This window comes from Pseudomonas sp. BP11-1-1 (genome assembly GCF_052112105.1).
GTDB lineage: Bacteria > Pseudomonadota > Gammaproteobacteria > Pseudomonadales > Pseudomonadaceae > Aquipseudomonas > Aquipseudomonas alvandae.
In genome coordinates, this window is record NZ_JAUTYU010000003.1 from 253,072 (window position 1) to 272,835 (window position 19,764).

17 protein-coding genes and 1 pseudogene are annotated in these 19,764 nt (G+C 61.9%); 10 read left to right on the plus strand and 8 right to left on the minus strand.

The window, feature by feature from the left end; all coding sequences use genetic code 11:
- Window positions 1–111: 111 nt before the first annotated feature.
- The 5 genes from Q7C33_RS07885 to Q7C33_RS07905 form a co-directional block, all read right to left on the minus strand.
- Window positions 112–807 carry an NAD-dependent epimerase/dehydratase family protein gene (locus Q7C33_RS07885; protein ID WP_407683143.1) on the minus strand — a complete coding sequence of 232 codons (696 nt, stop codon included), beginning with the start codon at window positions 805–807 and terminating at the stop codon, window positions 112–114.
- A gap of 187 nt (window positions 808–994) precedes the next feature.
- Entirely contained in the window at window positions 995–1,879 is an 885-nt protein-coding gene (locus Q7C33_RS07890) for a glycosyltransferase family 2 protein (protein ID WP_407683144.1), read from the minus strand.
- A gap of 148 nt (window positions 1,880–2,027) precedes the next feature.
- The gene (locus tag Q7C33_RS07895; RefSeq protein WP_030141691.1) at window positions 2,028–3,332 is read right to left on the minus strand and encodes a CitMHS family transporter; all 1,305 of its coding nucleotides are present in this window, start codon (window positions 3,330–3,332) and stop codon (window positions 2,028–2,030) included.
- Window positions 3,333–3,383: 51 nt separating this feature from the next.
- Complete coding sequence (locus Q7C33_RS07900) at window positions 3,384–4,112, minus strand: ABC transporter substrate-binding protein (protein ID WP_030141690.1); 729 nt, start codon at window positions 4,110–4,112, stop codon at window positions 3,384–3,386.
- A 1-nt stretch (window position 4,113) separates the two neighbouring features.
- Entirely contained in the window at window positions 4,114–5,160 is a 1,047-nt protein-coding gene (locus tag Q7C33_RS07905; RefSeq protein WP_198795838.1) for an Ldh family oxidoreductase, read from the minus strand.
- 94 nt (window positions 5,161–5,254) lie between these two features.
- On the opposite strand from Q7C33_RS07905, the gene Q7C33_RS07910 reads away from it, so the two are divergent.
- Window positions 5,255–6,142, plus strand: coding sequence for a LysR family transcriptional regulator (locus Q7C33_RS07910; protein WP_030141688.1), 888 nt, complete (start codon window positions 5,255–5,257; stop codon window positions 6,140–6,142).
- A 39-nt stretch (window positions 6,143–6,181) separates the two neighbouring features.
- Here the strand turns inward: Q7C33_RS07910 and Q7C33_RS07915 are convergent, their stop codons facing one another.
- Window positions 6,182–6,523: a winged helix-turn-helix transcriptional regulator gene (locus Q7C33_RS07915; RefSeq protein ID WP_407683145.1), complete on the minus strand. Its 342-nt coding sequence runs from the start codon at window positions 6,521–6,523 to the stop codon at window positions 6,182–6,184.
- Window positions 6,524–6,527: 4 nt separating this feature from the next.
- Here Q7C33_RS07915 and Q7C33_RS07920 point away from each other — a divergent pair.
- Window positions 6,528–6,839, plus strand: a pseudogene (locus tag Q7C33_RS07920) (SDR family NAD(P)-dependent oxidoreductase); the annotation flags it as partial.
- 72 nt (window positions 6,840–6,911) lie between these two features.
- Window positions 6,912–7,454 (plus strand): NADPH-dependent F420 reductase, encoded by a 543-nt coding sequence (locus tag Q7C33_RS07925; RefSeq protein ID WP_442095324.1) that lies wholly within the window; start codon window positions 6,912–6,914, stop codon window positions 7,452–7,454.
- Window positions 7,455–7,541: 87 nt separating this feature from the next.
- On the opposite strand, the gene Q7C33_RS07930 is transcribed toward Q7C33_RS07925, so the two are convergent.
- Both Q7C33_RS07930 and Q7C33_RS07935 read right to left on the minus strand, forming a co-directional pair.
- A complete protein-coding gene (locus tag Q7C33_RS07930; RefSeq protein ID WP_407683148.1) occupies window positions 7,542–8,699 on the minus strand; it encodes an alpha/beta hydrolase family protein in 1,158 nt (385 codons plus the stop codon).
- Between the two features lie 216 nt (window positions 8,700–8,915).
- Entirely contained in the window at window positions 8,916–9,827 is a 912-nt protein-coding gene (locus tag Q7C33_RS07935) for a LysR family transcriptional regulator (RefSeq protein ID WP_030141685.1), read from the minus strand.
- 319 nt (window positions 9,828–10,146) lie between these two features.
- Between Q7C33_RS07935 and Q7C33_RS07940 the strand changes: the two genes are divergently transcribed.
- From Q7C33_RS07940 to Q7C33_RS07970, 7 genes are all read left to right on the plus strand, one after another.
- The gene (locus Q7C33_RS07940) at window positions 10,147–11,085 is read left to right on the plus strand and encodes a VOC family protein (RefSeq protein ID WP_030141684.1); all 939 of its coding nucleotides are present in this window, start codon (window positions 10,147–10,149) and stop codon (window positions 11,083–11,085) included.
- A 15-nt stretch (window positions 11,086–11,100) separates the two neighbouring features.
- The gene (locus Q7C33_RS07945) at window positions 11,101–11,466 is read left to right on the plus strand and encodes a Rieske (2Fe-2S) protein (protein ID WP_030141683.1); all 366 of its coding nucleotides are present in this window, start codon (window positions 11,101–11,103) and stop codon (window positions 11,464–11,466) included.
- 184 nt (window positions 11,467–11,650) lie between these two features.
- Window positions 11,651–13,330, plus strand: a complete 1,680-nt coding sequence (locus Q7C33_RS07950) for a DUF1302 domain-containing protein (protein ID WP_198795841.1) — start codon at window positions 11,651–11,653, stop codon at window positions 13,328–13,330.
- 12 nt (window positions 13,331–13,342) lie between these two features.
- On the plus strand, window positions 13,343–14,707 hold the full coding sequence (locus Q7C33_RS07955; RefSeq protein ID WP_030141681.1) for a DUF1329 domain-containing protein: 1,365 nt from the start codon (window positions 13,343–13,345) through the stop codon (window positions 14,705–14,707).
- Window positions 14,708–14,777: 70 nt separating this feature from the next.
- On the plus strand, window positions 14,778–15,872 hold the full coding sequence (locus Q7C33_RS07960; protein ID WP_407683149.1) for a WD40/YVTN/BNR-like repeat-containing protein: 1,095 nt from the start codon (window positions 14,778–14,780) through the stop codon (window positions 15,870–15,872).
- A 4-nt stretch (window positions 15,873–15,876) separates the two neighbouring features.
- The gene (locus tag Q7C33_RS07965; protein WP_030141679.1) at window positions 15,877–18,411 is read left to right on the plus strand and encodes an efflux RND transporter permease subunit; all 2,535 of its coding nucleotides are present in this window, start codon (window positions 15,877–15,879) and stop codon (window positions 18,409–18,411) included.
- A 126-nt stretch (window positions 18,412–18,537) separates the two neighbouring features.
- A complete protein-coding gene (locus Q7C33_RS07970) occupies window positions 18,538–19,740 on the plus strand; it encodes an MFS transporter (RefSeq protein WP_030141678.1) in 1,203 nt (400 codons plus the stop codon).
- Window positions 19,741–19,764: the final 24 nt, after the last annotated feature.

A 19,764-nucleotide genomic window follows, 5' to 3' on the forward strand; every position in this document is an offset into this window, starting at 1 on the left:
GAGCCTGCTCACGAAAAGGTCGGCACACCCAGGAACTTGATCGACGGTGACGTCGCCTTCGCGAGCAGGCTCGCACACAGGGGAAATGCGTTAGCCATCGAAGGTCAAAATCTAGCGTTCAGGCAAGTCCTCGCTCCCCAGGTGAAACTTCCTGGGAGCAAAGCCAAGCCGTTCGCTGGCTTGGGAATGGTCGAATACCAGGTCCTGATTCATCCGCGTCACCAGCGCGCTTGAAAGATGCCGGTAGCGTGGCAGGCAGCGCAGGAGCGAAATGCCCTTGCTCAAGACGGTGGCGGGGAGGACCAATGTTCGCTGCGGGCGTCCCATGGCTTCGAATATCCGGCTCACCATCAGGTGATAGGGCAGAACTTCTCCCCCTGAGAGGTTATAGCCGCCACTGGGCAGGCCCGGTGTGCTCATGGCGGATAGACACGCCTGGATCACGTCATCACCATGCACCGGTTGGCGCAAACCAGTCGCGCCGCCGATGAGCGGAAAAAATCCGAAGCGTTGAATGAAACGCGCTATTTCCGAAACGTTCTTGTCGCGGCCAAAACCATAGACCAGGGTCGGTCGCAGGATTACCCATTCAACCTGCCGTTTGGTCGCCCACTGCTGGAGCTGTTCCTCTGCATTGGTCAAACGTTGTGCCACATCCCTTTCCTGGGCATCGGGCGATGCGTGCTTGGCAAAGCGGCTCGTGGAGGAGAGGACGACAACACGTTTGACCTGGGTGTTGGCAAGGTGCTCCAGATAGTCGGGCAACACCCAGAGGGGGGCAAACGACAGCAACGTGTCCAGCGTCAATCCGTGCCAGTCATCTGCGTTTCGCCACGTCACACCGGGGCAAGATACGTTGGGCACGCCTCGGGTAAACGCGCTGGTCGAATGGCCGTTTTGTCCCAACAATGGCAGGGCGTGCTTACCCAGGAGGCTGGAGCCGCCTAATACTCCTATCCGCATTGAACGCTCTTTACCGCTGGTTCCATGAATGTCAGAGCCGGGAAGTCGCGTGGCGAACAACCATCAGGCCGAATCGAAACCACACGCCGATGACCACGCTGACCCACAGTACGGCTGGGTACTTGCGACGGAAGAACTTGCGATAGAAACGCAGGAATCCCAGGTGTTTGTGCCATTCGACGAAATAGGGCCGATGACGGCTGCAGCCTCCAAACACATGCATCACCCGGGCATCCGGCACGAACAGGACGCGCCAGCCGGCCTGATGAAAGCGCATGCACCAGTCCAGGTCCTCGCAATGGAGGAAATAATCTTCGTCCCACAGCCCGACGCTCTCGATCGCTTCGCGCTTGACCAACATGCAAGCCCCGGAGATGGCCTCGACGACAACGGGGGTGCTGGGTAGCGGTTCCTTGTGCAGCAGGAAGTCGGACAGCACCGATGGAAAAAGGGCTGAGAGTCGCGAAAGTCCGAACGCTCGCATGAAGGCACGCCTGGGTGTCGGAAATACCCGACGTCCACCGGGCTGCTCGCTGCCATCTGGATTGCACAGGAATCCACCGACCATGCCGATTCCGGGTGAGCTGCGCAGTGCTTGCAGCATGCGCTCCAAGGCATCGGCGGCCAGCTCGGTGTCAGGGTTGAGGAAAAGCACGTTGGGGGCCGCTGAGAGGTGGGCGCCTTGGTTGCACGCCACGGCAAAGCCGAGATTTGTGGCATTGCGAACGATTCGAAGCGAGTCGCCGTCGGCGTGGGTTCGCTCGAGCAACCTCAGGCTGTCGTCGTGGGAGTCGTTATCCACGACGATCACCCTGGAGGCGCCGGCGGCGAAGGCCGATCCGACACTCGCCAGCAACAGCTCACCAGCGTTGTAATTGACGATGACCACATCACACTCGCCATGGGGCGATGGCATGAGCCGTTCGTCAATAGCGAGCAGTTCCACTGCTTCCAACTTCACCCACTCCCTGTACAGACCTGGATACGTATGGGATCGCAACTACTCAGGTCTTTGATGAAGATAGCAGGTCCGTGGGCTTCGACCAGTTCCGCCGACACTTTCCTCAAGTAAACAGGCTGATCGCCCCGGTCAGCAGCGACAACCCCGTCATCAAAAGCGAAAGCAACACCGCCCATTTGATCGTGCTCTTCTGGAAGTCGCCAAGGTCTCGATCGATCATACCGACCAGCAACAATGTCGACGCCACCAGTGGGCTGATCTGATGCACGGGTTGGCCCAGTACCGAGGCGCGGGCGATTTCCATCGGGCTGATCCCGTACGCTGCCGCGGCATTGGCAAGGATGGGCACGACGCCAAAATAATAGGCATCGTTGGACAGCAGGAACGTCAGCGGCATGCTGGTGATTGCCACCACCAGCGGAAACAGATGGCCCCAGGACGGCGGGATGGTATTGACCAGCAGTTGTGCGATTGCATCGACCATCTTGGTGCCGGAAAAAATACCCGCGAACACCCCCGCTGCGAATACCAGCAACACAACGACCATGGCATTGCCGGCGTGGGCGAGCATCCGTTCTTTCTGCAGGTTCAGGTTCGGGTAGTTCATGACCAGGGCGATCACGAATCCCAGCAAGAAACTGATCACCGAATTCAGCAGCCCGGTGACCAGGCAGACCATCACCATCGATACCAGTATCAGGTTGGGCACTACGTTCTTCGGTTTTTTATGCTCCCCCTGGCCGACGATGGAATCGATGTAGCAGTCATCTCCACCGCTGGACAGGGTCACCACACCGATCCGCCGAACCTCGCGCCGGCCCAGTACATACGCGATGTAAAGCACCCCGGCGGCGCCGGTGGCCATGGTCGGCAACAGCGGAATGAAGAACTCGGCGGCGTCCAGCCCGAGCACCGCGATGACCCGAGTGGCCGGCCCGCCCCACGGTGTCATCCCGCCCATCACGCTCAATGAAAGCACGCAGATACTGGCAAGAATCATCGGGTTCATCTGGATGCGTTTATACAGCGGCAGCATCGCTGCGCAGGTGATCATGTAGGTGGTCGTGCCGTCACCATCCAGCGCGGTGGTCAACGAGAGAATGGCCGTGCCGACGGCAATCTTCACCGGATTGCCGTTCACCACACGGAGGATCGTCTTGATCATCGGGTCGAACAGTCCGGCGTCGAACAAGACGCCGAAGAACAGGATCGCGAACAGCAGCAACGCCGCCGAGGGGGCGACCATCTTGATGCCGTCGAGCATCATCTTGTCGGTGGTGAGCGCGAAGCCCGCGATGATCGAAAAGACCACCGGTACGACAATCAGCGCAACGATAGGCGAAAGGCGCTTCGCCATGATCAGGTAGGTAAATACCACGACCATCGATAAGCCAAGGAATGCCAACATGTCAGTTACTCTTGTTTTTATTGGAGAGGGCGCAGGACGTTTGCGTGGTCGTCAGCCGGGGACCGTGGCGCCCACGATGCCGTGGCGCTTGATGGCTTCGGCAACGAAGCCGCTGGCCTTGGCCCGATCGACAAATCGTCGCAAGCATTCGGCGGCGTCCTTGCCATAGGCATGGGGAACGCCCATGGCCTGGCGGATCTCCATGAAACGCCCCGGCAGAAGGCGCAGGCCGGGGAAGCGTGTGGTATCGAACTCAAGCTGTTGCTTCACGCCTGCCGCCACATCGGCCCCCTCGGCCAGGAAGGTATCGACCACGGTGGGTGAAGTCGGCGAGCGGATGATCGTGGCGTGCTTGAGCTCGCGCGTCAGGTACAGGTCATAAGCGCTGCCTTTGCCGACCACCAACGCCAGGCCTGGCTGGTCCACCTGATTGATGCTGCTCAAGTGCGAATCCTCCCTGACCAGGTAGCAGCCTTCGATCAGCACATAGGGTTCGGTGAAGGCCAATTGTTCGGCACGAAGCGGGTCGATCGCGAAGAAGCCGAAATCGGCCCGGCCCTCGGAAACCGCCGCGACGGATTCCCCCGCGCTTTTGAACACGCGCAGCTCAAGCGGCAGCCCCAGTTCCTCGGCGAAGGCAGCGGCCAGATCGACCGATACACCGACCGCGTTCCCGGCTTCGTCCAGCCGCGCGAGGATGGGATTGCCCACGTTGATCGACGCCCTCAGCACGCCAGTGGGGCTGAAGGCGGTCGCAAGGTTTTTGTGGGATGAAGTCATCTCAGGCCACCCGACTTGCGTATTGATCCAACAGCCGTCGGGTGGCGGCATCCACCGGCACGCCTTCATGCAAGTAGCGCCGCATCTTCTTCAGTTCGATCTCCCCCGGAACGATGACCGGCGACGCGGGTTCGATGGGGGGGCTTTGGTGAAGGATCGATGCGAAGTCGCGCATGCGTTCCTGCAGCCAGCCAGCGGAGCCAAGGCGTGCGGTATCGATGAGGATGAAAAAGTGCCCCAGGTTCTGCGGCTCATCCGGCGCATCGACCCAGGATTTCACGTGGGTCAGATAGGCCGCGTTCGAAAGCAACCCCGCCAGCAAATCAACCACCAGCGCCAGCCCGTAGCCCTTGTGACCGCCGATGGGTAACAGGAAGCCGTCCAGCGCCGCACGGGGATCGGTGGTGGGCCTGCCGCTGACGTCCGTTGCCCAGTTGTCCGGGATGCTTTCCTGGCGGGCGAGGGCGTTGCGGATCTTCGCCCGCGCGACGACGCTCATGGCCATGTCCAGCATGAAGTGATTGCCATCCGGATTCGGTACGCCGAATCCCAGGGGGCTGTTGCCCAGGCGTGCGTCGCTACCGCCCGAAGGTGCGATCGTAGTGGTCGCGTTGCTGCCGATGATGCTGGCAAAACCTTGCTCGGCCGCGATGTAGGAATAGGGCGAGACGGGGCCGAAATGATTGCTGCCGCGCGCCAGGACCAGGCCGATGCCGAACTGCCGGGCGATCTTCATTCCGGCCTCCAGGGCTGTCATGCCAACCAATGGGCCGACGGCATTGCGCCCATCAACCCGTGCGATGGCGGGGGCAAGCGCCTCTACAGTCGGCTCGGCTGCGGCACTGATGCCGCCGGACTCGAGGCGCTCGCCATAGGACTCGATGCGGCTCAGCCCGTGGGTGGTCAAGCCGAACAAGTCGGCAAGCACCAACACCTGGCAAACCTGTTCGGCGGCTTCTGGCGCAAGCCCCAAGCCCTGGAAGGCAAGACGCCCCAGTTCGCGCAGGTCTTCAAGGGCAACATCAGCGGATTCGTTTTTGTTGTGCATGGAAATGACTCATGGATTCGACTGAGTTGACAGGTTGCCGGGCGCTGATTAAAAAGAGAAATGCAAATAAAAGTTGGATCTATGAGGGAAACGCATGAATTTTGATCTCGCGGATTTACGCGGTTTTCTCGCCGTAGCGGATCTGGGTAGTTTCAGCGCGGCTGCCCAGGCGCTGCATTTGTCGCAATCCGCGCTGTCGCGTCGGGTCGACAAGCTTGAACTGGCCCTGGGCGTGCAGTTGTTCGAGCGCACCACCCGTCGAGTGGAACTCTCCACCATCGGCCGTGGTTTTCTTCCCCGCGCGCGCAATGTGCTGAACGAAGTGGAAAATGCGCTGATTGGTTTTCACGACCTGGCCTACCGGCTTTCCGGGGAAGTCACCATCGCCTGCGTACCCTCGGCGGTGGCGTATTTCCTTCCGGACGTCATCCGTCAATATCACGCCAAATACCCGGGAATCCGGGTACGGGTCATCGATGAGTCGTCGTCTGCGATCCTGACGGTGGTGGCCAGGGGGGAGGCGGATTTTGGCCTGACCTACATCGGCACCCAGGATGCCGATGTGGTGTTCCAGCCGTTGCTGGAGGAATCGTTTGTCGTCGCCTTGCAAGTCGGCCATCCACTGACCGAACGCGAGTCACTGACCTGGGACGACCTGACGACGGTGGACTACATCAGCCTCGCGCAGGGCAGCGGCAATCGTTTCCTCATCGACCAGGCGCTCGCCAACCGCGATATCCGGCCCCGGTCGTTCTGTGAGGTTAAGCATGTTCCGGCGCTGGTCAGCCTGGTAGAGGCGGGGCTGGGCGTGGGTGTGGTGCCCAAGCTGGCCATGCCGGCGGAAGGGCATGCGACCTTGGTCACGCGCCCGCTGACGAATCCCGCAATCAGCCGAACCCTGGGGCTGATATCACGCCGCGGGCGAACACTGTCCCCGGTCGCGCAATTGCTTTTCGACCTGTTGATGGGGATCGGGAAGTAACGACCGCCGCGTCCCTGGAACAGCCGCAGATGACGGCTCTCAGGCAGTTTGTGGATCTAGCGATTCCTGGGGCTCTGGCGTAGCTAACGCGTCGCGTTCGGCGAAGATGCTTGCCATTTCCGCCGCATGTTCGGTTCCCCATGGGCACAGGGGGATGATTGCTTCGGCCAGGCTGCAACCCAGCGGAGTCAGTGCGTAGTCCACCCGTGGCGGCACTTCCTTGTAGTCGGTCCGTGCCAGGACGCGGTCGGCTTCCAGGTCTTTCAACTGCTGGATCAGCACTTTGTCGCTGACGCCTGGGATCAGGCGCTTGAGTTCGCCGTAGCGCTTCGGGCCGTTGCGCAGAAAAAACAGGACCAGCGGTTTACACTTGCCGATCATCCTGACCGGCGCCCCGGCATTCAGCGTCTACAGCGCGAGCAAGGCAGCCGTGCGCAACCTTGCACGGACCTGGGCGGAGGACTTGAAGGGCACCGGTATTCGGGTCAACGTGCTGTCGCCTGGGCCGACGGCGACCGAGCTGGCCAAGGAAGCGTTGGGCGAGGAGGGCATGAAGGTCTTCGCCTCGATGAACCCGCTCCAGCGCATGGCCGATCCGGCAGAAATCGGAGCCGTTGCCGCCTTCCTCGCCTCGGCAGACAGCAGCTTCATGACCGCCAGCGAAGTTGCCGTTGATGGCGGCCTGGCGCAAATCTGATTTTTCGCGCCCGGCCAGTCGCTCCATTCGAAATCCGGAGCCCGCAGGGCGCAGTGACCCGAGGAACCATCCATGAGCTACGCAATTATCGGCTTCGGCAAGATTGGCCAGGCGCTTGCCAAGGCATTCGCCCGAAGCGGCCGCGATCGGCCCGGGGCTCATTCCCAAACGGCTGGCGGAGGCGGTCAACGCGGACGTCCTTTTTTTGGCTGTTCGCTACGAGTCGCACCGGGATGTTGCGAAGGCGCTGCCGAGCTGGGAGGGCAAGACGATCATCGATGTGACCAATGCCTATGGCGTATCCCCGGAAGAACTCGGGGCTTGCCTTCTTCCAAGGTGGTCGAGCAGGCCTTCACGGGGGCGCGGCTGGTAAAGGGGTTCAACCATTTGATCGCCAGCGTTCTCGAACAGGAGCCGACGGTACAGGGCGGCAGGAGAGTGGTGTTCCTGGCGAGCGACGATGAGCGCGCAGCGGAAGAGGTGGGTGCGCTTGCGGAGAACTTCGGGTTCGCCCCCATCAGGCTGGGTGGGCTTTCGGAAGGAGGAATGCTTGTACAGGCGCGTGGAAACAGCTGGGGTAAGCTGATCTTCAAGGATTTGATCAAGTTCGACTGATAAGTCGGGCTGGCTGTTCTGATTCGATCAGGCTCAGGCGGACAAAGGCCCGCCAGGGCCTGATCGTAGTAGCTCGTCAGACGCCGCTCATGCCGTACGGCCACCGAGCACTTCAGCCACCCAGTCGGCAATGTACTGGCCGGCATTGATACTGTTGTCGAAACTCGAATGCTGCACGCCGCCCTCGCGTTCGGTGAAGATTTTCAGTTCGCGTTTCGGGCTGTTGACCAACTGGTCGTACGTGCGGTGTGCCCACTTCAACGGGATCTGTGAATCTTTCTCGCCATGGGTCACCAGGAAGGGCACCTTGATGCGATCCAGGATGCCGTCCAGATGGACCTGCTCGGCGATGGCCATGAACTGGTCCGTGTCTTTGGCGCCCCAGACCCAGGACACATGGGACCAGTAATGCGGCACCGGGAAACTGCCTTCCTTTTCCAGGCGACGCTTCTGCACGTCGCGCCAGTCATGATTGGCGCCCCATACCACACCGCACGCAAAGCGCGGCTCGAAGGCCACGGCGCGCGGGCAGTAATAACCACCGAGCGACACGCCTTCCAGGCCAATGCGTCTGGCGTCGATATCGTCGCGGGTTTCCAGCCAGTCCACCACGCGACTGGCCCAATGTTCGCTGTCAAAACGTGCCGTCAGGTCATGCAGGCGCAGTGCTTCGCCCGTGCCGGGCTGGTCGATGATCAACGACGACACGCCACGTTTCGCCAGCCAGGCGGGGAGGCCGACGCGGTATTTCATTTCCTTGGTGGAATCCAGCCCATTGACCTGCACCAGGATTGGCGCGGGGCCGCTGACGCCTTCGGCACGGACCAGCAGGCCGGAAAGGTGTTTGCCCTCGTAGGGGATTTCCACGCGCTCACAGTTTTCCCGTGACAATTCGATGCCGCGCTGGAAGGTCTGTAGAAATCGCTGGTAAAGCTCCGTGCGGCCCGGCGCACCATGGGCCTGCAGGCGTTCGCAGCTCAGGTAATAAGTGGCGGCGCGGTTGTACTTTTCACCGGCGGATAACATCCGTCCCTTGCCTTCATCTTCTTCTGCCAAGCCGCACAGCTTGTCGGCCATGTTCGCCCAGGTTTCACGGAAAGCCTGGCTGCCGGCGGCATCCGGCTGCCTGGCGGCTTCTTGCAATGGCGCGCACATTTCCTCGATTTCGCCGATGCGGGCGCCCATTTCAATGGCCAGGTCGACGGAAAGGTTCCACACGTAGTTGGTTGGAAAGTAGCGAAACATGATTGTTGTTGTCCTTATGCAAGCAAATGCAGGCGGCCAGGACCGGAGCGAGGATCGCCAGGCCTGACAGTTCGAAGCAGGCTAAGGGGAGGCCAGTTGTTTGGCCAATCGCGAGTCGGGATGGGAGGTATTGCGAACGGCGATGGAGGGGGCGTGCACCATCGGTTTGGGGCCAGGGGCCGCACGCCAACAAAAAGCTCAAGCAGCGGGCGGTCGCTACTGCTCCAGTTCGTTGATGATCTGGCTGATTTTCGCCCGCAGCCAGCGGTGCATCGGATCGCCTTCCATCGTGCGGTGCCAGAGCATGAACTCACGCATCACCGGGATCTTTACCGGTGGTTGCACGATGCGCAGCGGCAGGTAGTTGGCGTAGAGCCTGGCCATTCGCTGGAGCATGGTCGCGATACGCTGGGTGCCGACGATCAGTTGTGGCAGGGTATTGAAGTCGTGGGTCACCACTTCCATGCGGCGGGTGAGGCCGTATTGGCTCATCAGCCATTCTTCGACGCTCAGTTGCCGGTTGCGGCCGAAAATCACGGAGACGTGGCCCATCTCGATGTATTGATCCAGCGTGATGCTGTCGCCCACCAGGGTATTGCCATCCCACACAACGCAAACGTGTTCTTCTTCGAACAGCAACTGCGACGGGTGGCCTTCGATGAGGTAGTGCTCGGGCACGATCATCATGTCCGCTTCGCCGCGCATCAGCAGCTCGGTGGAGGTGTCACCGGGGCCCAGCAGCTCGAAGGTGATGTGCGGGGCTTCCAGGGAAATCTTCTGGATAACCCGGGCGAACAGGACACTGATCAGGTAGTCCGAGGTGATCAAGCGGAAGTGGCGCTTGCTGGTGGCTGGATCGAAGACCGGTTTGGCGGTAATCGAGGACTGGATCGTCAGCAATATTTCACGCACCGGCGCCGCCAGTTCCCGGGCATAGGGCGTGGGTTGCATCTTGCGCCCGACCTGCGCCAGCAGTTCATCTTCGAAATACAGGCGCAGCCTGCCCAGTACACCGCTGGTGGCGGATTGAGTCATGTGCAGGCGTTCGGCGGCGCGGGTGATGTTCTGCTCTTCCAGCAACACATCAAGCGCCACCAGGAGATTGAGATCCAGGTGGTTGAAACGCATGGCGGTCTCGATTCTTGTATTTATTTTGTAAATACATTCCGACCTTCCTATCGCGGCGTCAAGTCCCGCAAGCGGGCGAATCGAGTATCGCCGATTCGATATTCCCCGCCGCTTGTGCGGCGCAGCCAGGTATCGCATTTGCCGATAGGTCGCATCCCGACAAGCGATTAGTCAGTGAATTCCTACCCCTTCAGTATCGGCCCACAGTCGGCCGACCGTGAGGCCTTGCCGACTCCAGGACCCGGCTCGGCAGCGCATAGCCTGCAGCCTTGAGAGCGGGTGCTGGCCTCATGCGAATAATTACAACGGAGTGGTAACCATGAACATCATCGGTCTTGATGCCTTGATTTTTGGCGTCGACGATATTGAAGCCTGTACGCATTGCCTGCGTGACTACGGTCTGCAACCTGTCGATGTCGACAGCGAGGGCGGTCGTTTCGAAGCGCTCGACGGCACGGCGGTGATTATCCGTCGGGCGGATGACGTCCGTTTGCCAGCGGCCATCGGGCCTGCACCCTCGATTCGTGAAACCGTCTATGGCGTGGCCGGCGTGGCGGATCTCGAGGCCATCGCCGATGAGTTGGGGCGCGACCGCCTGGTGACTCGCGGTGCCGATGGTTCCGTGCACAGTGTGGACGACATGGGTTTCGCCATTGGTTTCCAGGTCAGTGTGCGACGCCCGTACAGCGCGCCCGCCGACCTGACCAACGCACCGGGCCATGCTCCCCAGCGTCCGGTCAACCAGCCGGCAGTCAACCCGGACATGCAGGCCCTGCCACGCACATTGTCCCACGTGGTGTATTTCGTGCCGGATGCGGTCAAGGCCGAAGCCTTCTACAAGCGCCTGGGCTTCGTGACCACGGATGCTTTCGTTGGCGCGGGCCCGTTCATGCGTCCGGCCGGTTCCGATGACCATCACTGTCTGTTCATGATCCAGACCCCGCCGCACATGAAGGGCTGCGAGCACTTCACCTTTCACCTGGGCAGCGGCACGGAAGTGCTGCTGGCGGGCCGGCGTTTCGAACAGCAAGGCTGGACCAGTTTCTGGGGCCCGGGCCGCCACCTCTTCGGCTCCAACTGGTTCTGGTATTTCAACAGCCCACTGGGCTGCCATATCGAATATGACGCCGACATGGACAAGCACGACGACGACTGGCAAGCGCGCCAGGCTTCGTTGTCGGCGGATAACTCGCAGCTGTTCCTGTTCACCTCCCGGGAAAAATGGTTCCCGAGCGGTCCGCCGCCGAAGCAGGCCTGAGTGCGGATTTCGTCCATGGGTCATGAAGCGATGGTGCTGTGTCGCCTGGATGAACTGGTCGAAGGGCAGTCCCGCGGGTTCGACCCTCTGGGCACCGGAAAAGACAGCGTGTTTGCCCTGCGCCATGACGGCGAGGTGCGGGTTTATCGCAACCGTTGCCCGCATCTGGAGGTGCGCCTGGAGTACCGCAAGGACCGTTTTCTCAGCGTCGATGGCCGCCAGGTCATCTGTTACGCCCACGGTGCCAGGTTCCTTCCGGACACTGGTTTGTGCGTCTACGGGCCGTGCCTGGGCGAAAGCCTGAGTGCTCTGCAATGGCACGCGGAGGCTGATTGGCTGGTGCTCGAAGCCGGCCAACTGGAGGTGCCTGCGGGGTCATGAATGTATCGCGGTTTCTGATACATCGTATCCCTACATGCGATTAGTCAAACGCCTGCTTTGCCGAGAAAGTGAACACAACCCGGCAGCGAATGCGTGCAAAAACAGTCGGTAGGCCTGGCTGGATTGCGGCACGGTTTTACCAGAAGAACTGACATACAAAAAAAACAATAAGAGGGTTACTTCGATGGCTACTCGCAAGATCGCTGCGTCGCGGCGCGTCCCCTTTACCCTGACCCTTGCTGCGAGCCTGGGACTGGGCGCTTCGGCTGCCCAGGCCTTCCAGATCGACACCGGCAATCCCGACCTCAGCTTGCGTTGGGACAATACGCTGAAGTACAGCGCGGCCTGGCGGCTGAAGGATCCCAGCAGCAAACTCAGCGAGGGCCAGACGGCGCTGAACCAGAATGACGGCGACCATAACTTCGGCAAGGGGCTGATCTCCAATCGCCTGGACATTCTTTCCGAACTGGACATCGGTTTTCACAACTTCGGTGCCCGTCTGAGCGGCGCCGCCTGGTACGACACCGTGTACCAGGACCGCAACGACAACAACGACGCGGCCAGCGCCAACCAACGGTCGGTGGGCTTCGACGAATTCACCCACGACACCCAGCAATTGCACGGTGGCGACGGTGAACTGCTGGACGCCTTTGTCTACTGGAACGGTGAGCTGGCCGACCGTACGTTGTCGGTTCGCGCGGGGCGCCACGGCCTGATCTGGGGCGAGAGCCTGTTCTTCGGCGGCAACGGGATTGCCGGGGCCATGGCGCCGGTGGACGTGGTCAAGGCGCAGTCGGTGCCCAACACGCAGTTCAAGGAAATCACCCGGCCGGTCAACCAGCTCTCCACCGCGTACCAACTGACCGACGATGTGTCATTGGGCGCCTTCTACCAGTTGGAGTGGGAGGCCACCCGCTTGCCGGGCGCCGGCAGTTATTTCTCCACCAGCGATACCATCGGCGATGGCAATGAACGGCTGATCACAGGCGGGCCATTCCCGGATTTCCTGGGCGGCAATGCCAACAGCCCGGCGGCGTTTTTCCATGGCAAGGACAAGAAGGCCAGGAGCTCCGGCCAGGGCGGCCTGCAGCTCAAGTACAACACCGGGACGACGGATTACGGCCTGTACGCGCTGCAGTACCACGAGAAAACCCCGACGTTGTATTTGAAGCCGAATGCCACCGGGCCGAACTTCAGCACCGGGCAGGTCGGCGAATACTCCTGGGTCTACCCGGAAGATATCCGGGTCCTGGGGGCCAGCTTCGCGACGTCGGTGAACGAGTATAGCTTTGCCGGCGAAGCGTCGATGCGCTGGAACATGCCGCTGGTCTCCAACGCCCAGACCGTCCTGCCGGGCGTCGACGCGGACAACAACGATGACGCCCTCTACGCCGTCGGCCGCACGGCCCACGTCAACCTCAACGTCCTGGCCTCGCTGGGCCCTTCCTTTGTTTCCAATGAAGCCAGCCTGGTGGGCGAGGTCGCCTGGAACCGCCTGCTGGCCGTGACCAGGAATCGTGCCGCGCTGGACCCCAACGCCACCGATGACGGCCTGGGCTTGAAGCTGGTTTACACACCCACCTATCGCCAGTTCTTCCCAGGCGTGGATATCAGCGTGCCGGTGGGCATCAGCTATTTCCCCATGGGCAAGTCGGCGGTGATCAGTGGGTTCGGGCCGGATCGGGGAGGGGACATGAACATCGGCGTCTCCGCCACCTACCTGGACCAAGTGACCGTGGGGCTGACCTACACCCACTTCTACGGTCCCGAGGATACCAGCCTCAACGCCGCCAACCAGTTCAACTACAAGCAGTCGCTGAAGGACCGGGATTACCTGGCTTTCTCCGTCAAGACCACGTTTTAAGAGGATTCGCGCATGACCATTCAGTTCACTCTAAAGGCCTTGTGCTTAACCCTGCTGGCTGCCGCCGCGCCGATCGCCCTGGCCGCCAGCGCCGAACAAGCCGCCGCGCTGGGCAAGACCCTGACGCCCTTCGGTGCCGAGAAGGCTGGCAATGCCGACGGCAGCATCCCGGCCTGGGACGGTGGCTACACCAAGGTCGAGCCGGGCTATGTCCCGGGCGCCAAGCGCAGCGATCCGTTTGCCGCCGATAAACCCTTGTTCAGCATCACTGCACAGAACCTGACCAAGTACGCCGACAAGCTCAGCGACGGCACCAAGGAGCTGTTCAAGCGCTTCCCGGAGACCTATCGCATCGATGTCTACCCGACCCGGCGCACGGCGGCCGCGCCGCAATGGGTCTACGACAACACCTTCAAGAATGCGACTCGGGCCAAACTGATCAACAGCAGTGCCGGCCTGATTCCCGACGGTGCCTATGGCGGGATTCCGTTTCCGATTCCGCAGAACGGCACCGAAGCCATCTGGAACCACGTGTTGAACTGGCGCGGCACTTCGGTGGCGGGGCATTTTCGCCACTATCTGATGACCGCCGACGGCAACCAGGTGATGACCAGCGACGGCCTGCTGACCCAGGAAATGCCCTACTACTTCCAGGAGGGCGGTCCTGAAAACTACTCGGGCGACTACTGGCTGGTGCACTTCGTCAACCTCGGCCCGGCGATTCGTGCCGGCGAGCAGATCCTCGGGCGTGAAAACATCAACGGCGACAAATCCCAGGCCCATGTCTACCTGAGCGGCCAGCGCCGGGTGCGCACGCTGCCCAACGCCTGCTGTGATACGCCGACGCCTTCCACCGCCGGGGTCATGTCCTTCGATGAGTTGAGTGTGTGGGGCGGTCGTACGGACCGGTTCGACTGGAAACTGGTCGGCAAGCAGGAAATCTACGTTCCCTACAACACCAACAAGGTGCAGAACGCTGCCCAGCCGCAGGACCTGTTGGGCAAGCACCATCTGAACCCGGATTACGTGCGCTGGGAGTTGCACCGCGTCTGGGTGGTCGAGTCGACGGTGGCCGCCGGCAAGCGCCACCAGTTGCCCAAGGGCCGCTACTACCTCGACGAGGACACTTGGCAAGCCCTGCTCGGCGATCGTTGGGACGCCAGCGGTCAACTGGCCAAGACCCTCTGGTCGCTGCCTTCCGTATTGCCCGACCTGCCAGGCCTGGTGCAACTGTCATCCGGTTTCTACGACCTGACTTCCGGTGCGTGGTTTATCCAGAACCTCTATGCCGGGTTGCCGGAGCAGTATCGCGCGGTTGATCGCTACAAGGCCTCGGAGTTCTCGCCCGCGGCGATGGCGGGTCGCGGCGTGCGTTGATCGGGCCGAGAGCCAGGGGCGGGCCTGTCGGCCTGCCCTTTGGGGGATGAATGTTTTTCCGAGGTGGGTTATGAACAGAATCAGTCAGGCGGGCGCGTTGCTCTTGGCCCTGTGCCTGCCCGTCGCCGCGAGCGAATGCCTGGCCGGGACGGCTGCCGTGGACGTGCCGCTGAATACTCCCGCCATGCAGGTGTCGGGTGCGCAGAAAGGCGTTTTGATCGACCTGGCGCGCGCCGGTACACGTCTCGTCGCCGTAGGTGAACGCGGGCTGGTGGTGTTTTCCGACGATAACGGGCAGAGCTGGCGCCAGGCTTCGGTGCCGGTGTCGGTCAGCCTGACGGCGGTGCAGTTTGTCGATGCGCAGCAGGGTTGGGCGGTCGGCCACGCAGGCGTGGTGCTGACGACGCACGATGGCGGCGAGCACTGGACGCTGCAGCTCGACGGCGTGCGCGTGGCACAGCTGGAACTGGAGGCCGCCAAGGCCGAGCAGGCCACGGCAGCCAACCCGGACGACGCCCTGATACGGGTACAAAGTGCCGAGCGCCTGGTCGCCGATGGGGCGGACAAGCCCTTCCTGGCGCTCCAGTTCATCGATGCACACCGTGGGTTGATCGTCGGGGCCTATGGCTTGGCGCTGCAGACCACCGATGGCGGCGCGACCTGGCATTCATTGATGGGGCGCATCGCCAACCCGAACGGCTTGCACTTGTACGCCATCAGTCGCCAGGGCCCGCGTTGGTTCCTGGCGGGCGAGCAGGGTTACCTGGCGCGCTCGGACGACGACGCGACGTCGTTCAGCCAGTTGGACAGCCCTTACGAAGGCAGTTTCTTCACCCTCCAGAGTCGTGCCGATGGCGCGCTGCTCGTCGCCGGCCTGAAGGGCAACGCCTTTATTTCCAACGATGCCGGCACAAGCTTTCAGCGCCTGTCCGTTCCCGTGCCGATTTCCTTCAACGACGCCACCCGCCTGGCCGACGGTCAGGTGTTGCTGGTCAACCAGGCCGGCACGCTGTTTCGCAACGGCGGGCAGGTGCTGCTGCCATTTGGCAAGCCGTTGGGCAAGCCTGTTTCAAGTCTGATCGAGGCCGCCGATGGCAGCCTGGTCGTTGCCGGTTTCACCGGGCTGCAGCGTATTGCGCAGCCAGCCACTGCCGCTTCGGAGTGAGGTTATGACGTCCCCTGGTAAGTTCCCCCAATCCCCTGCGAATGCGTTCGACGATTTCGATCCGCGTTCCGGCTCGGTGCTCGAACGGGCATTGTTCAATCATCGCCTGTGGGTGTTGCTGCTGTGCCTGGCGACCACGCTGGTGTTGGGTTGGCAGTCCAGCCGCGTCGAGCTCAATGCCAGTTTCGAAAAAATGATCCCCACCCATCATCCGTACATTGCCAACTACCTTGAGCACCAGCAGGAGTTGAGTGGGCTGGGCAACGCCTTGCGCATCGCCGTGGTGAACAAGCGGGGCGAGATCTATGACGCTGACTACCTCAAGACCTTGCAGGCGTTGAGCGACAAGATCTACCTGCTGCCCGGTGTCGATCGCGCCTACATGAAATCGTTGTGGACGCCCGCCACGCGCTGGGTCGCCGTGACCGAAGCCGGCCTGGAAGGCGGGCCGGTGATCCCGGATAACTACGACGGTGGTTCCGCCAGCCTGGCGGCCTTGCGGCGAAATGTGCAGCTGTCCAACGAAATCGGCCAGCTGGTGGCATTCGACCAGGCCTCGAGCATCATCCAGGTCCCGCTGTTGCAGCGCACTCCCGACGGCCGGCCCTTGGACTACACCCGGTTGTCGCAACAACTGGAATCGCTGCGCAGCCAATACCAGAGCGACAGCGTTGATATCCATATCACCGGTTTCGCCAAGAAAGTCGGTGACCTGATCGCCGGCCTGCGGCAGATCCTGATCTTCTTCGCCGTGGCGATCCTGATCACCACCGTCGTGCTCTATTGGTACACCCGCTGCATTCGCAGCACCTTGCTGGTGGTGTTCTGCTCGCTGGTGGCGGTGGTCTGGCAGCTTGGCCTGCTGCCGCTGCTGGATTATCAGCTGGACCCCTATTCGGTGCTGGTGCCGTTCCTGGTGTTTGCCATTGGCATGAGCCATGGGGCGCAGAAGATGAACGGGATCATGCAGGACATCGGTCGCGGCATGCACCGCGTGGTCGCCGCGCGTTTCACCTTTCGCCGCCTGTTCCTCGCCGGGCTCACCGCGCTGCTCTGTGATGCGGTCGGTTTCGCGGTGCTGATGATCATCAAGATCCAGGTGATCCAGGACCTGGCGATGATCGCCAGCATCGGCGTCGCGGTACTGATCTTCACCAACTTGATCCTGCTGCCGATATTGCTTTCCTATATCGGGGTCAGCGGCCATGCGGCGCGACTGAGCCTGAAAAGCGAGCACGCCGAGCAAGCCGGCCAACATCGCCATGGATTCTGGCGCTTCCTCGATCTGTTCACCCAGCGTCGCTGGGCGGCATTGTGCATCGCCTTGAGCCTGGCGCTGGCGACGCTCGGCTTCGTGGTTAGCCTGCAATTGAAGGTGGGTGACCTGGATGCAGGCGCTCCCGAACTGCGTGCTGACTCGCGCTACAACCAGGACGATGCCTTCCTGACCCGGCATTACGGCGCGAGCAGCGATCTGTTCGCGGTGATGATCAAGACGCCTGCCAGCGCCTGTTCGCGCTATGACATCCTGAACAAGGTCGATGCCCTCGACTGGCAATTGCGTACCTTGCCGGGTGTCGACTCGACCAATTCCCTGGCGCTGCTCAACCGTCGAATGCTGGTGGGCCTCAGCGAAGGCAGCCCGAAGTGGTACGAGCTGCAGAACAACCAGGCGATGCTCAACATGATCACCGCCGGGGCGCCACGCGGTCTCTACAACGAAGACTGCAGCCTGCTGACGCTGTACGCCTACCTCTCCGACCACAAGGCGCAAACCCTGACCCGCCTGGTGGAGCATGTCGAACAGTTCGCGGCGGCGAACAATACCAACGACGTCCAGTTCCTCCTGGCTGCCGGCAACGCCGGAATCGAGGCTGCGACCAATATCGTGGTCAAGCAGGCCAATCGGGAAATGCTGTTCTGGGTCTACGGTGCGGTGATCCTGCTCTGCCTGATCACCTTCCGCTCCTGGCGTGCCACGGTGTGCGCGGTGATTCCGCTGATGCTCACCTCGATCCTCTGCGAAGCGCTGATGGTCTGGCTGGACATCGGCGTCAAGGTCGCGACCCTGCCGGTCATCGCCCTCGGCGTGGGCATCGGCGTCGACTATGCGCTGTACGTGATGAGCATCCTGCTCGGTCACATGCGCCAGGGCACCAGCCTGTCGCAGGCGTATTACCGGGCACTGCTGTCCACCGGCAAGGTGGTGATGCTGACCGGTGTGACCCTGGCGATCGGCGTCGCCACCTGGATGTTTTCGCCGATCAAGTTCCAGGCCGACATGGGCGTGCTGCTGGCGTTCATGTTCGTCTGGAACATGGTCGGCGCCCTGGTCCTTTTGCCGGCCCTGGCGCACTTCCTGTTGCCGAGCGAACGGATCAGTCGGGAACAGACCTTGGCTGAACCCATCCCGCCGACCAGCTTGGCGCTCACGCCTGCCGTGGTCGAGGAGGGCGGTTGCCTGCAACAGGCCCTTTGTCCGCAAACCCCGGGACACGATCAACGCGCAACGCCCTGCGCCCAACCCATTGCGTCATGACAATAAGAAAGGACGTTCCCATGCCTCGCATCTATCAGCTCCAGCAGTATCTCTGGCTAGCGCTTCGAACCGGTCTGGTCGCCTTCGGGGTGGCGTTCTGCGCGACCCAACCGCCGGAGGTGCGTGATGAACGTTGAACGCCAGGCGCGGCTGCCGCAGTCCTTGTTGCTGTTGCTCGGCAGCTGCCTGCCGGTCCTCGGCGCGGTGCTGCTGGCCCCCGTCCTGCCGCGCATGCAGGAACACTTCGCCGACACCCCGGGCGTCGCGGTGCTGGTTCCCATCGCCCTGACGCTACCGGCGCTGATGATTGCCCTGTTGGCACCTTTCGCCGGGATCATTGCCGACCGACTCGGACGCAAGCCGTTGCTGATCGGCGCGATGTGCCTCTACACCGTCTGTGGGGTGCTGCCGCTCTGGCTGGATTCGTTGCAGGCGATCGTCGTCAGCCGCGCCGGCATCGGCCTGGCCGAGGCGGCGATCATGACGTGTTGCACCACGATGATGGGCGACTACTACAGCGGCGCGCGGCGTGAACGCATGTTCGCCCTGCAAATGGTCGCGACCTCGTTGTCGGCGGCGATTTTCATTGCCATCGGCGGCGTGCTGGGCGAGTACGGCTGGCGCACACCGTTTGCGCTGTACGGGTTGGGGCTGGTGCTGCTGCCGTTGATGGCCTGGCTGCTGTGGGAGCCGCATGGGCGTGACGTCGCGGCGAAAAAAGCCGCAGGCGCGACGTTTCCCTGGCGCGCCTTGGCACCGTTGTATGGCCTGGCATTCCTTGCCGGATTGAGCCTGTTCATCGTGCCGGTACAAGTTGGTTATCTGCTCAACCTGCTGCATGTCGAAGGGTCGCAGCAGATTGGCTTGACCATGGGCGCCAGCCAGCTCGGCGTACTGGTCGGCGCGTTGAGTTTCCGCCTGTTCAGTGGCGTGCCGGCGCACCGGCAGATGCTCCTGGCCTTCGTCGCCGCTGGCATCGGCGGTGGGTTGCTGGCGGTGGCCGACAGCCATGGATGGGTGGTGATCGCCGTACTGATCAATGGCCTGGGTATCGGCCTGATGATGCCGACCCTGCTCACCTGGATCATGGCCCAGGTCGACTTCCAGCAGCGCGGCCGCGCCGCCGGTGGTTTCACCTCGATGTTCTTCGCCGGGGAGTTTGTCAGCCCGCTGGTGGTGCTGGCGATCACCGGTGGGGTGACCAGCGCCTTGCCCGCCGCGCTGGGCATCGTTGCCGGCGTTCAACTCCTGGTGGCCGTGGCCTGTATTCGGTTGCGTGGCGGCGAGTCGGTTTTTCCCGCTGCGGTTGCGGCAAAGCCTGATCGCTGATTCCACATCCCAAAAAAACAAGAA